This window comes from Paenibacillus sp. GCM10027629 (assembly GCF_042676425.1).
GTDB lineage: Bacteria > Bacillota > Bacilli > Paenibacillales > Paenibacillaceae > Paenibacillus_K > Paenibacillus_K terrigena.
The window spans coordinates 1,488,040-1,501,194 of the sequence record NZ_JBHTGZ010000009.1 but is presented as its reverse complement, the minus strand read 5'-3'; the positions used below and the strand labels follow the sequence as shown (position 1 = coordinate 1,501,194).

The following is a 13,155-nucleotide window of genomic DNA, read 5'->3' as shown; positions in this document are numbered from 1 at the left end:
TTTTGCTTATTTTATTTGTTGGCATTTGTCAAATTAGCATATAAAATAGGGAATGCGCAATTATGAAATTTCATCATCGATGGAGAGAGGATGCTTGACGTTGGATTTGGAAGTGTTTGAACTATTCAGCATTATCGGTACGATTGCATTTGCGATGAGCGGCGCAGTTGTAGCAATGGAAGAGAAGTATGATATTCTTGGTGTGTTCATCCTTGCTCTTGTCACCGCATTTGGCGGTGGAGTCATTAGGAATGTATTGATCGGTATCCCTGTGGCGACGCTCTGGAATCAAGGACTATTCTTGAAAATCGGTGTCATCGCAGCAGCTGTTGCGTTCATCCTTCCTCTGAAATGGATTCGTCATTGGCGAAGAATGGAAGCGTTTTTTGATGCAATCGGCTTGTCCGCCTTTGCGATCCAAGGTGCACTCTATGCAACACATATGAATCACCCGGTTACCGTCGTTATGGTCGCTGCATGTCTTACAGGAATGGGAGGCGGGATGATTCGAGACCTGCTCGCAGGTCGCAAGCCACTTGTCCTTCATGATGAAATCTATGCGGTCTGGGCGATGCTCGCCGGATTGGTAATTGGTCTGGGGTGGTTCATATCCTCGATCGAATTGTTAGCTTTGTTCTTTATCGTCATTATTCTAAGAATGTTCTCGGTTTATTATAAATGGAAGCTGCCACGTCGCACGCTGCAGAAAATGAACTGATCTATTGGTCTATAGAAGAGGAGAGGAAAATATGAGTCAAATAAAAGTGGAATTTGTTTGTCTTGGGAATATCTGTCGTTCACCGATGGCTGAAGCGGTCTTCCGTCATATGGTGAATGCAAGAGGGTATAGCGATAAGTTCGTTATTGATTCATCGGGAACGGGGGATTGGCATATTGGTCGTCCGCCGCATGAAGGGACAAGACGCATTTTAGATACGAATCATATTTCTTATGAAGGAATGGTGGCACGTCAGTTCACGGAACTAGATTTCGAGAACTTTGACTATATTGTCTGTATGGACTCGAACAATCTTCGCGACGTACATGCGCTACCAGGCAGCGATCAGCATTCCAAAGTTATACGGTTTATGGACTTACTGCCGGATGAGAAAGAAGAGAATGTACCCGACCCGTATTATACCGGCAATTTTGAAGAAGTGTATCGCTTAGTTCAGGCCGGCTGTAAAGCCTTGTTGGATCGTATTGAACGAGAAGAACTATAATAGAAGAGTGATTCTTAATGAAGAAAAGCGACATCCGTCATGGCATGTCGCTTTCATTTTGGCTACTTTAAATAAAGTGATGCGTGGTCCACTTACTTCAAGAAATGTTTCAATCCATCAGGGATATATTGCTGCCAGAAACCCCAAACGTGCTGGCCGTCGCGCTCCAAATAATGGACGTCAGACGATTTTGCGAGGAAGATGTCTCTTGTATCGCGGTTGAACGTTACAAAGTCGAATGTACCGTGATCTGTAACGACTACATCTTCTTGAAGCCCGACGATCATGTAAAGCCGCAGCCAAGATAAATCTGGTTCTGCTGCAATAATGGATTGTGAATCGGGATAATAAGCACCGGATAAAGAAATGACGTTCTGGAATAAGTTCGGGTATTGTAGTGCAATATGAACGGAGACACTACCGCCGAGGGAGTCGCCAGCCAGAATTCTGGAATCCAGATCCGAACGAATCGGATATTTACCTTCTATATAAGGAATCAATTCATGCGCGAAAAATTGTACATAAGGCTGATGCCGTTCACCGACAGGAGAATATTCCGAGGTCCGCACTTTTTTATCCACTTCTACGCCTACAATAATGAAGGGCTCTAGCTCCTCATCCAGAATGAGTTGATTCGCAAGCGTTGCGACTCTTCCGAAGTTAAAGAAATCTTCACCGTCTTGGCAGTAGACAACCGGATAGCTGATCCAAGCTTGATAACCCGGAGGTAGGTACACGCGCAGCGTTCTTTTTTCATTTAAGTAGGCACTTTCAATTTCTTCTTTGACGATCGTTCTTTTTAAATATTTGGCATCTGTCATGGAGAATCACCTTTTTCGTAGTAGTATGCAACTAATTTGTAAATAATAGGGGTGTATGGGTGAAGATTTTTACAAAATATTCACGATTGTATTAATCTGTACTATAAAAATTATTCAACTGTTATACATACAAAACAACAAAATATGTCGTATTAAGCGATATTTTTTGACCAAACACATATAACAGGTGTATAATAAATTCTATAACAGAGGAAAATGATTTTCAAACTTTTTGTTGAGGTGAAGAAAATGAGTAAGCTTTCTTTCGAAGTAAAGTCAGATGATATTCAAGCATTATCTGTACTTTCTCCTGATGGTGAAATTATTAACGAAGAAATGATGCCTTCTCTTACAGATGAGCAGTTAAAAGAAATTATGTACCGTATGGTATTTACTCGTACTTGGGACGAGCGTGCAGTTAACCTTGGTCGTCAAGGACGCCTTGGATTCTATGCTCCAGTATCCGGTCAAGAAGCTTCGATGGTAGGTAGTGTATACCCATTGCAAAAAGAAGACTTCGTTGTACCAGCATACCGTGATATGCCGCAAATCGTATGGCACGGTCTTCCGTTGTATCAAGCATTCCTATATTCCCGTGGTCATCAACACGGTGGTCAAATCCCAGCTGGTGTTAACGTATTAATGCCGCAAATCATCATCGGTGCGCAAATTTTGCATGCGATGGGTATTGCTATGGGCTACAAATTGAAAAAACAACCACAAGTTGCAATCACGTACACAGGTGACGGCGGTTCGTCGGAAGGTGACTTCTACGAAGGTCTGAACTATGCAGGTGCATTCAAATTGCCGGTTATTTTCTTCGTACAAAACAATGGCTATGCAATCACAACACCATTTGCGAAGCAAACTGCAGCACAATCGATCGCGCACAAAGCTCTTGCAGCGGGTATCCATGGTTTGCAAGTTGACGGTATGGACGTTCTTGCTGTTATCAAAGCGGTTCAACTCTCCGCTGAACGTGCTCGTCAAGGCGAAGGCGCAACATTGATCGAAGCATTAACTTACCGTTTCCGTCCGCATTCCATGGCGGATGATACAACGAAATATCGTACTAAAGAAGAAGAAGCTGAATGGGCTATTAAAGATCCGCTCGTTCGTTTCGGTAAATACCTTGAGAAAAAAGGTCTTTGGAGCGACGAAGAAACAGCTCGCGTGAAAGAAGAAGCAAAAGCAAAAGTGAACGAAGAAATCAAACGCGCAGAGCAAACAGAAAAAATGACGGTTTCCGGCTTGATCGACAGCATGTTCGAGACAACGCCACAGCACTTGGAAGAGCAAAAAGCTGATTTCCAATAAACTCGATTGAAATGATTCGACATATAGAACGCATGACAACCAAGTTCTCGGCAAATTGCTGCGAACACGTTTAAGGGAGGAAACGAAGCAATGGCACAGATGAATATGAAAGAAGCAATTCGCGACGCGATTCGCGTTGAGTTAAAACGTGACCCGAATGTGTTAGTATTCGGTGAGGACGTAGGTCATGTTGGCGGCGTGTTCCGTACAACAGAAGGATTACAAAAAGAGTTCGGTGAAGAGCGTGTATTCGATACACCACTGGCTGAATCCGCAATCGGCGGTATGGCTGTAGGTCTTGGTATCCAAGGCTTCCGTCCAGTCGCAGAAATCCAATTCGTTGGATTTATCTATGAAGCACTCGATCAAATCTGCGTTCAAGCAGCGCGCATGCGTTTCCGTTCTGGCGGCCGTTACAACTCGCCAATCGTATTCCGCACACCATTCGGCGGCGGCGTTAAAGCAGCTGAGCTTCACACGGATTCCCTAGAAGGTTTGCTCGTTCAAACACCTGGTATCAAAGTGGTTGTTCCTTCGAACCCTTACGATGCTAAAGGTCTTATGATCGCGGCAATCCGTGACAATGACCCTGTATTCTACATGGAGCACTTGAACCTCTACCATGCATTCCGTGACGAAGTGCCTGAAGGTGAATACACGGTTGAGCTTGGTAAAGCGAACGTCGTTCGTGAAGGTAAAGACGTAACAATTATTGCTTACGGTTTAATGGTTCGTACAGCGATGAAAGCTGCGGAAGAGCTTGAGAAATCCGGCATCTCTGCTGAAATCATCGACTTGCGCACATTAATGCCGCTTGATATCGATACGATCGTGGCATCCATTAAGAAAACAAACCGTGCGATTGTGGTTCAAGAAGCACAAAAAACTTCCGGTGTAGCCGCTGAAGTTATCGCACAAATCAACGAAAAAGCGATTCTGCACTTGGAAGCTCCGGTTCTCCGTATTTCTGGTCCGGATACTGTATTCCCATTTGCACAAATCGAAGATCAATGGCTTCCTAACCCAGCGCGTATTATCGCAGGTGTAAATAACGTACTTAACTTTTAACTAACGTAGAAGATCGATAAGGGAGGTTTCTCGCGTGGCTAGATTTGAATATTTGTTCCCAGAATTGGGCGAAGGCTTACACGAAGGCGAAATTATAAAAATGCACATTAAACCAGGTGATACCATCACAGATGAAGATATCATCATGGAAGTTCAGAACGATAAAGCAATTGTAGAAGTACCAAGCCCGGTTAACGGTAAAGTACTTGAAGTTCTTACAAAAGACGGTCAAGTATGCCACATGGGTCAAGTTGTAGCAATCATCGATGCAGAAGGGGATATCCCTGAGCAAGCGGCTCCAGCTGAATCAGCAGCAGCACCTGCACCGGCAGCAGCTGAAGCACCAGCAGCAGCACCTCAAGCGGCAGCAGCTCCTGTAGCGGCGCCAAATAAAGAAGTTCTTGCAACACCTAGCGTTCGCAAGTTCGCTCGTGAGCAAGGCGTTGACATTGCAACAGTGAACGGAACAGGTAAGAACGGCAAAGTGTCACGTGAAGATGTTCAAGCATTTGCAAACGGTGGAGCACCTGCAGCAGCACCAGCGGTAGCGGCGGCAACAGAAGCAGCAGCACCAGCGGCTGCAGCAGCTAATGTAGCTGTAACAGCAAACGGCGAAGAAGAGCGCGTACCATTCAAAGGTATTCGTAAAGCAATCTCGAATGCGATGGTTAAATCGGCTTACACAGCTCCGCACGTTACAATCATGGACGAAGTGGACGTTACTGAATTGGTTGCATTCCGTACTCGCATGAAACCAGTCTTCGAGAAGAAAGGCGTTAAAGTAACTTACTTGCCATTCATCGTGAAGGCTCTAGTTGCAGCTTGCCGTCAGTTCCCAGCGATGAACGCAATGATCGACGAAGCGAACAACGAAATCGTCTACAAAAAATACTACAACATCGGTATCGCAACAGATACAGACAATGGCTTGATCGTGCCTGTCATCAAAGACGCAGATCGTCGCAACATCTGGACTGTAGCTAGCGACATTAAAGACCTTGCAACACGCGGTCGTGACGGTAAATTGGGTCCGAACGAGTTGAAAGGCAGCACAATTACAATTACGAACATCGGTTCCGCTGGCGGTATGTTCTTCACACCGATCATCAACTTCCCAGAAGTTGCGATCCTTGGTACTGGACGTATTTCCGATAAAGCCGTTGTTAAAAATGGAGAAATCGTTGCTGCACCAGTGATGGCGTTGTCCTTAAGCTTCGACCATCGTCTAATCGACGGAGCGACAGCACAAAACTTCATGAACTACATCAAGATGTTGCTCGCTAACCCAGATCTATTAGTTATGGAGGTGTAATCAATGGTAGTAGGAGATGCTTCTTTAGAAATTGATACAGTCGTAATCGGTGCAGGTCCTGGTGGTTATGTTGCTGCGATTCGCGCGGCACAATTAGGACAAAGCGTATTGATCGTGGATAAATCCGAGTGGGGCGGCGTGTGCTTGAACCGCGGATGTATTCCTTCCAAAGCGTTGATCTCTGCAGCGCATCAATATGAGACCGTTCAAAATGCTTCTTCCATGGGTATCACGATGGAAAATGTAAAAGTGGACTACTCAAAGGTTCAAGAATTCAAACGCGGTGTCGTTAACAAATTGACAGGCGGTGTAGCAGGACTTCTGAAAGGAAACAAAGTACAAATGTTCAAAGGTGAAGCAATGTTCATCAACGAGAACGAAGTACGCGTGTTCAACGATCAAGAAGCTCCACGTTACAAATTCAAGAACTGTATTATTGCAACAGGTTCCCGTCCAATCGAGCTTAAGCCATTCCCTTACGGTGGCCGCATCTTGTCTTCGACAGAAGCGTTGGAATTGCCTGAAATTCCAAAAAGCTTGATCGTTATCGGCGGTGGCTACATCGGTGCTGAGCTTAGCCAAATGTTCTCGAAATTCGGTACGAAAGTAACGATCGTCGAGGGTGCAGACATGGTATTGCCTGGCTTCGATAAAGACTTGACGCAACTTGTGTCGAAGAACATGAAGAAACATGGTTTCGAAATCTTCACAAAAGCACAAGCACAAAGCGCAACTCAAACAGATAAAGACGTAACTGTGAAATTCACAGTGGATGGTAAAGAACAAGAAGTTACAGCTGACTACTTGCTCGTTACCGTGGGACGTCGTCCAAATACAGATGGAGAGCTTGGCCTTGACATGATCGGCGTGAAAATGACAGATCGTGGCTTGATCGAAGTTGACCACCAAGGTCGCACAAGCGTTCCTCACATCTTCGCAATCGGGGACATCGTTCCTGGCTTAGCACTTGCGCACAAAGCTTCATATGAAGGTAAAGTAGCAGCAGAAGCGATTGCAGGATTGCCTAGCGTTGTGGATTACAAATGTATCCCGGCGGTATGTTTCACAGATCCAGAATGCTCCAGCGTTGGATACAACGAGACAGAAGCAAAAGAAAAAGGCATCAATGTTAAAGTGGGTAAATTCGCATATGCAGGTAACGGCCGTGCATTGTCCTTGAACGGTGCAGAAGGTTTCGTTAAAATCGTTGCGGATGCTGAGACAGGTCTTGTTCTTGGTGGACAAATCGTTGGTATCGAAGCTTCGAACTTAATCTCGGAAGTCGCTCTTGCGATCGAGAACGCATTGACGCTTGAAGATATCGCTCTTACAATCCATGCGCATCCAACACTTGGTGAGCTTGTGATGGAAGCAGCAGAAGTGGCACTTGGCCACCCAATTCACTCCATCGTTCGCTAATATTGCTAGAACGAGGATTGTCATCATATCATAAGGAAGAGGCTTGTCGCTCTGAGCGCGAGCCTCTTTTTTTCAACAATAAAGAGTGGAGGAAAAAATAAATGGAACCCAAATATGTCCGAGAATCACGTTCAATCCTTACACAACTGGTATTTCCCTCTGACACGAATATGCATGGGACGATGTTCGGAGGCATTGTCATGGAATATATCGATAAGATCAGCGCCACCGCGAGTATGCGCCATGCCCGTAAACCTGCAGTGACGGCATCCAGTGATAGTCTTGATTTCTTGGCCCCTATACGCGTGGGAGAAGCGATTGAATTAGAAGCCTTTGTCACGTGGACACATAAAAGTTCGATGGAAGTGTATGTGAAGGTCATCGCCGAGAACCTAATGACGGGGGAACGCAAATTGACGGTAACATCCTTCATGACCTTCGTTGCTGTAGATGAGAACGGGAAAGCGACGCCTGTACCGCCCATTATTCCAGAGACCGAGGAAGAGAAGAGACTGTTCGAATCCGCACAAGAACGGTATGATCAACGCAAACTTAGAAGACATAAGTCGTTATAGATTGAACAGAAATTGTATGTCGGGTGAGAGAAAATCTATATCAACAGCGTAGTTATTCTATGCTAAACTAGAGGAAGTATTTTTACTGAAGCTTGGAAAAAGAGGTGTGATTTCGTTTGAAAAACTATTTAGACTTACTACAAGATATTCTAGATCATGGTGAGAAGAAAGATGACCGTACGGGCACAGGAACCATCTCCGTATTCGGTCGTCAACTTCGCTTCGATTTGTCACAGGGATTTCCGCTCATGACAACGAAAAAACTTCATCTTAAATCGATTGTGCATGAACTTCTATGGTTCTTGAAAGGCGATACCAATATTCAATATTTGAAAGAAAATGGCGTTACGATCTGGGATGAATGGGCGGATGAGGAAGGTAATCTAGGTCCTGTCTATGGTTCGCAGTGGCGCAATTGGGAAACGAAAGATGGTCGTACAATTGACCAAATCGCGAATGTTATTCATCAAATTAAGAACAATCCAGATTCACGTCGTATTCTCGTTAGCGCGTGGAACGTAGGCGAAATTGACAACATGAAGCTGCCTCCGTGTCATTTGTTATTCCAGTTCTATGTAGCGAACGGAAAGCTATCTTGCATGCTTACGATGCGTTCGGTCGATACGTTCTTGGGGCTTCCATTCAACATTGCGAGCTATGCGTTATTAACCCATATGATCGCTCAGCAATGTGACCTAGAAGTTGGGGAGTTCGTATGGTCCGGCGGAGATGTTCATATTTACTCGAACCACTTTGAACAAGTAGAACGCCAATTATCGCGTGAGCCTTACCCTTTACCGAAGCTGGTGATCAAACGCAAACCAGATTCGATCTTTGAATATACGTACGATGACTTTGAATTCGAGGGCTATCAGCATCATCCTGGGATCAAAGCGCCGGTAGCGATCTAGGAGGTCATTCCAATGGGGTTATCTTTTGTATGGGCAATGGGCCAGAATCGCGTGATCGGGGTCGATAACAAGCTGCCGTGGCGTCTACCTTCTGATATGGCTTATTTCAGACGTGTGACGATGGGGAAGACCGTCCTGATGGGCCGCAAGACATATGAATCCATCGGTAAGCCGCTTCCGAATCGTCGCAACGTAATTCTGACGAGAAGTGCGGATTATGAGGCACCGGGGTGTGAAGTCATTCATTCCTTCGAGGAAGTCGCACGCCTTGCTGAGAACGAAGAGATCATGGTGATCGGTGGTGCCGAAATTTACAAGCAACTGCTCCCTATAGCCGATCGTCTGCATGTGACAGAGATTGGGGCGTCATTCGAAGGGGATGCGTTCTTTCCCGTGTTTCCTATGGAGGAATGGAAGGTCGTCGAGCGTACTAAGGGCGTTGTGGATGAGAAAAGTATCTATCCGCACGAGTTCGTGGTCTATGAAAGATTGTCCAAATCATAGGTAAATAGTACAAATTGTTATCTTGAAAATCCATTTCAAGAACGGAATGCCGGATGATACGATAATGAGAAATTCTTTTGGGATTGTAGAGATACAAGATCGGATGGGGGAACGAACATGTCAACACCGACAGGATTTATGGAGATTACAAGGCAGCTTCCGGCAGATCGTGATCCGGTTGAACGGATTAAAGACTGGGAAGAATTTCATTTGCAATTATCAGACGAAGAACTGCGCAGTCAAGGCGCGCGCTGTATGGACTGCGGAACGCCGTATTGTCATACAGGCATGGAGCTGAGCGGCGGGACTTCGGGTTGTCCGGTGAACAATTTGATACCTGAGTGGAATAACTTGATCTACCGCGATCAATGGAGAGACGCACTCGATCGCTTGCATAAGACGAATAATTTTCCAGAGTTCACAGGTCGTGTGTGCCCAGCACCTTGTGAAGGGGCGTGTACGGTAGGGCTCATTGGAAGCCCGGTGACGATCAAGAATATTGAGAACAGCATTATCGAACGCGGATTTGACGAGGGCTGGGTTGTACCGCAACATCCGCTAGAGCGCACAGGGAAGCGTGTGGCGATCGTAGGATCGGGTCCTGCAGGCTTAGCGGCTGCAGCGCAGTTGAACAAAGCAGGCCATGAAGTGACGGTGTACGAGCGTGCGGATCGCATTGGCGGCCTTCTGATGTACGGCATACCGACGATGAAGCTGGACAAGAAGGTTGTGGAGCGTCGCGTTCAGATCTTGGAAGCGGAAGGCGTGAAGTTCGTAACCAATACGGAGATCGGCAAAGATATTCCATCGCAGCAGCTTGTTGATGAGTACGATGCCGTTGTACTCTGCGGTGGTGCAACGAAGCCACGCGAATTCAATATCGAAGGTCGCGAGCTGAAGGGCGTTCACTATGCGATGGACTACTTGAACGGAACGATCAAGAGCTATCTAGATTCCAATTTAGAAGACGGTAACTACATTTCTGCAAAAGATCAAGATGTTATCGTCATCGGTGGCGGTGATACAGGAACGGACTGTGTAGCGACAGCATTAAGACATGGATGCCGCAGTGTAACACAATTCGGTACGCATGCGAAGGCTCCGCTGACACGTGATTCCATCGCGAATCCTTGGCCGCAATTCCCGAACGTGTATACACTCGATTATGCACAAGAGGAAGCGAAAGCATTGTACGGCAACGATCCACGTGAATTCTCGATCATGACGACGAAGTTCGCCTCGGATGAGGAAGGCAACGTGAAGGAACTGCATACGGTTCAGATCGAGCGAATCGTCGATGAGACGGGCCGTAAAATCTATCAGCCGATTCCAGGTACGGAACGTGTATTCCCGGCGTCGCTTGTATTAATCGCAATTGGGTTTGATGGTCCGGAATCGACGCTCGTTGATCAGCTGAAATTAGAGCAAGACCGCCGTTCCAATGTGAAAGCGGAATATGGCAAATACCAGACAAGCGCGGAGAAAGTATTTGCTGCCGGCGATATGCGCCGTGGTCAGAGTTTGGTCGTCTGGGCGATCAACGAAGGACGCGAAGCTGCGCGTGAAGTCGACAAATTCTTGATGGGCTCTTCCCTTTTGCCTTAAATTCAGTCATAATTAGATCATGTACGTAAGTATGGAGCTGCGCAGGGCGCGGCTCTTTTTGTCCGTTATCGACCTTGCAGGAACAAGAGGGCAAGTGAAAGGCGGATTGAAAAGGGGAGGCGCTGAACCGTGAAGACGTTAGTCATTGCCGAGAAGCCGGATATGGGGCGGACGATTGCCGCCGTCATCGAGCCGAAGGGCAAGAACAACCGAACGTATATTGAAGGGGAGAGATATATTATTACGTGGGCAATCGGGCATCTCGTGGGACTTGCAGAGCCTGATTTGTATGATGATAAATATAAGAAATGGAATTTTTCAGATCTGCCTATTATACCGGATCATTTCAGAATCATCGCTAATGCGAAGACGAAAGATCAATTGAAGGTGATTGGTGAGCTTGCTAAGCGATGTAATCACCTGGTTAACGCATGCGATGCTGGGCGAGAAGGGCAGTATATTTTTGCGTTAATTCAGCAGTACTTGAAGCTTCACCAGCCAGTGGAACGACTCTGGATATCGGATTTAACGGCGGAGACGATTCGCGATGGCTTTGCATCCCTTCGTGCTGGCGTGGATTTCGAGAATCTGACGCTCGCTGCAAGATCGCGGAGTGAAGCAGACTGGCTTATTGGGATGAATGCATCGCGTGCATTTACAACTAAGCATCGAAATCTGTTGTCTGTAGGACGTGTACAGACCCCTGTTCTGGCATTGATCTATGATCGACAGAAGGAGATTGAAGCCTTTGATTCTCTAACCTTCTACGATTGCATCGCGGATTTCGCTCAATCAGAATCGACTTATCAAGGGATTTGGCAAGGCGAACGAATGACCTCGAAGGAGGTCGCTGATGCGCTCGCAGCAAAGGTAAAGGACAAGCCGGCGACCGTGGCAAGCTATGACGTGAAAGAAACGAAGGAATACCCATACAAGCTGTATGATTTAACGTTATTGCAACGGGATGCGAATGCGAAATTCGGCTTCTCTGCGAAGAAGACATTAGACTTGGCACAGGCGCTGTATGAGAAGCATAAAGTGATCTCGTACCCAAGAACAAATTCGAACTATGTCACCGAACAGAATATCGAACCGATGCATAAGACGCTACATATGCTCAAATCGACGGCGTACAAGGAATATGCAGAAGGTGCGAAGCCTTCTCTCGTGCATGTGAATAATAAATCCGTATGTAATCCGAGTAAAGTCGAAGATCACCATGCGATTCTTCCGACCTTGAAGCGACCAGGCACATTAGCACCTGACGAGCAGAAGATCTATGATTTGGTTGTCCGTCGATTCCTCACGCAGTTCTATCCACCTGCTGAATATAAGCAGCATACATTGCTTACAGAGGTCGAAGGGGAGACGTTCAAGACGAATGTGAAGGAACTCCTCTTCATCGGTTGGAAAGCTGTCGTCTCAGACGAGCCCAAGGGTAAGGCGGGAGGCAAGTCGAAAGGTAAAGGATCGGCAGGAAAAGACGGTGAAGAGGAAGAACCAGAGGAATTAACGACGGAGCCTTTCCAGGTCAATCCCGATGCAGAGACACAGTGTATCGAGGCTACGATTAAAGAAAAGAACACACAGCCTCCCAAAGCTTATACCGAAGGGACATTGCTGAAGGCGATGGAAAGCGCGGGCAAGCAGATTGAGAATGAAGAATTGCGGGATGCAATGAAGGATGCAGGATTAGGCACACCAGCAACTCGTGCGGCGACGATTGAACGACTGAAGCATGTCGGCTACATCGTGATGCAAGGCAAACGAATTACCGTCACCCAGAAAGGCAGAATGGCTATCGAACTCATTCGTCACGCAGGGGTTGATCTTCTGACTTCGCCGGATATGACAGGTCAGTGGGAACGGCGATTGAATCAAATTTCGAAAGGTGAAGCATCGAACGAGCGATTTATGGAGAACGTGAAGAAATTTACGATGTTCATTGTTGATAAAGTTCGAGTGCAGCGCCCAGTCTCGAAGGAAGCTTTCGGTGACCCGAATGACCATGCGAAGCCGACGAAGGGAAAATCAACGCAAAAGACGGAGCGCAAGGCTTCAACTGCAGCATCCAAGCCCGAATCATCGACCAAGGATTCGAATACATCTACGGCATTGACGCTTGAACCAATCGGGCCTTGTCCGCGAACAGGCTGTGGTGGCTCCATTATTATGGGCCGGAAAGGATATGGCTGTAATCACTTCAAGGAAGGCTGCAAGTTCGTTATCTGGAAGTCGAGCCTAGGCAAGACGATGACAGATACGATGATTCGATCCCTGCTTAGTAAAGGGAGCACACAACCGCTGTCTTTCAAAGCGGAAGATGGCACGACGTACAAGGCACGAATGATACTCTCGAACCCTGAGACAGGGGAGCTGAAGTTAGAACGAACATGAGGA

12 protein-coding genes are annotated in these 13,155 nt (G+C 46.5%); 11 read left to right on the top strand and 1 reads right to left on the bottom strand.

Annotated elements, in window-relative coordinates; genetic code table 11:
• Positions 1-79 precede the first annotated feature (79 nt).
• Positions 80-718 (top strand): trimeric intracellular cation channel family protein, encoded by a 639-nt coding sequence (locus ACFQZR_RS16385; protein WP_379347668.1) that lies wholly within the window; start codon positions 80-82, stop codon positions 716-718.
• A 31-nt stretch (positions 719-749) separates the two neighbouring features.
• The gene (locus ACFQZR_RS16380; protein WP_379347666.1) at positions 750-1,223 is read left to right on the top strand and encodes a low molecular weight protein-tyrosine-phosphatase; all 474 of its coding nucleotides are present in this window, start codon (positions 750-752) and stop codon (positions 1,221-1,223) included.
• 92 nt (positions 1,224-1,315) lie between these two features.
• Here the strand turns inward: ACFQZR_RS16380 and ACFQZR_RS16375 are convergent, their stop codons facing one another.
• Positions 1,316-2,044, bottom strand: coding sequence for an alpha/beta hydrolase (locus ACFQZR_RS16375; RefSeq protein WP_379347664.1), 729 nt, complete (start codon positions 2,042-2,044; stop codon positions 1,316-1,318).
• A gap of 249 nt (positions 2,045-2,293) precedes the next feature.
• Here ACFQZR_RS16375 and pdhA point away from each other — a divergent pair, with 249 nt between their 5' ends.
• The 9 genes from pdhA (at position 2,294) to ACFQZR_RS16330 (ending at position 13,152) form a co-directional block, all read left to right on the top strand.
• Positions 2,294-3,361, top strand: coding sequence for a pyruvate dehydrogenase (acetyl-transferring) E1 component subunit alpha (gene pdhA / locus ACFQZR_RS16370; RefSeq protein ID WP_379347662.1), 1,068 nt, complete (start codon positions 2,294-2,296; stop codon positions 3,359-3,361).
• A gap of 90 nt (positions 3,362-3,451) precedes the next feature.
• A complete protein-coding gene (locus ACFQZR_RS16365; RefSeq protein WP_379347660.1) occupies positions 3,452-4,429 on the top strand; it encodes an alpha-ketoacid dehydrogenase subunit beta in 978 nt (325 codons plus the stop codon).
• 34 nt (positions 4,430-4,463) lie between these two features.
• Positions 4,464-5,741 (top strand): dihydrolipoamide acetyltransferase family protein, encoded by a 1,278-nt coding sequence (locus ACFQZR_RS16360; protein WP_379347658.1) that lies wholly within the window; start codon positions 4,464-4,466, stop codon positions 5,739-5,741.
• A 3-nt stretch (positions 5,742-5,744) separates the two neighbouring features.
• On the top strand, positions 5,745-7,160 hold the full coding sequence (gene lpdA / locus ACFQZR_RS16355) for a dihydrolipoyl dehydrogenase (protein WP_379347655.1): 1,416 nt from the start codon (positions 5,745-5,747) through the stop codon (positions 7,158-7,160).
• Between the two features lie 101 nt (positions 7,161-7,261).
• Positions 7,262-7,735 (top strand): acyl-CoA thioesterase, encoded by a 474-nt coding sequence (locus ACFQZR_RS16350; protein WP_379347653.1) that lies wholly within the window; start codon positions 7,262-7,264, stop codon positions 7,733-7,735.
• A gap of 116 nt (positions 7,736-7,851) precedes the next feature.
• Positions 7,852-8,646, top strand: coding sequence for a thymidylate synthase (gene thyA / locus ACFQZR_RS16345; protein WP_379347651.1), 795 nt, complete (start codon positions 7,852-7,854; stop codon positions 8,644-8,646).
• A 12-nt stretch (positions 8,647-8,658) separates the two neighbouring features.
• Entirely contained in the window at positions 8,659-9,150 is a 492-nt protein-coding gene (locus ACFQZR_RS16340; RefSeq protein WP_379347649.1) for a dihydrofolate reductase, read from the top strand.
• Between the two features lie 117 nt (positions 9,151-9,267).
• On the top strand, positions 9,268-10,755 hold the full coding sequence (locus tag ACFQZR_RS16335) for a glutamate synthase subunit beta (RefSeq protein WP_379347647.1): 1,488 nt from the start codon (positions 9,268-9,270) through the stop codon (positions 10,753-10,755).
• A gap of 129 nt (positions 10,756-10,884) precedes the next feature.
• Complete coding sequence (locus tag ACFQZR_RS16330) at positions 10,885-13,152, top strand: type IA DNA topoisomerase (protein ID WP_379347645.1); 2,268 nt, start codon at positions 10,885-10,887, stop codon at positions 13,150-13,152.
• Positions 13,153-13,155 lie beyond the last annotated feature (3 nt).

Coding starts and splice junctions, on each gene's coding strand:
- ACFQZR_RS16350 (WP_379347653.1), top strand. CDS start 7,262: ATGGAACCCAAATATGTCCGAGAATCACGTTCAATCCTTACACAACTG.
- ACFQZR_RS16365 (WP_379347660.1), top strand. CDS start 3,452: ATGGCACAGATGAATATGAAAGAAGCAATTCGCGACGCGATTCGCGTT.
- ACFQZR_RS16340 (WP_379347649.1), top strand. CDS start 8,659: ATGGGGTTATCTTTTGTATGGGCAATGGGCCAGAATCGCGTGATCGGG.
- ACFQZR_RS16385 (WP_379347668.1), top strand. CDS start 80: ATGGAGAGAGGATGCTTGACGTTGGATTTGGAAGTGTTTGAACTATTC.
- ACFQZR_RS16335 (WP_379347647.1), top strand. CDS start 9,268: ATGTCAACACCGACAGGATTTATGGAGATTACAAGGCAGCTTCCGGCA.
- lpdA (WP_379347655.1), top strand. CDS start 5,745: ATGGTAGTAGGAGATGCTTCTTTAGAAATTGATACAGTCGTAATCGGT.
- ACFQZR_RS16380 (WP_379347666.1), top strand. CDS start 750: ATGAGTCAAATAAAAGTGGAATTTGTTTGTCTTGGGAATATCTGTCGT.
- ACFQZR_RS16375 (WP_379347664.1), bottom strand. CDS start 2,044: ATGACAGATGCCAAATATTTAAAAAGAACGATCGTCAAAGAAGAAATT.
- pdhA (WP_379347662.1), top strand. CDS start 2,294: ATGAGTAAGCTTTCTTTCGAAGTAAAGTCAGATGATATTCAAGCATTA.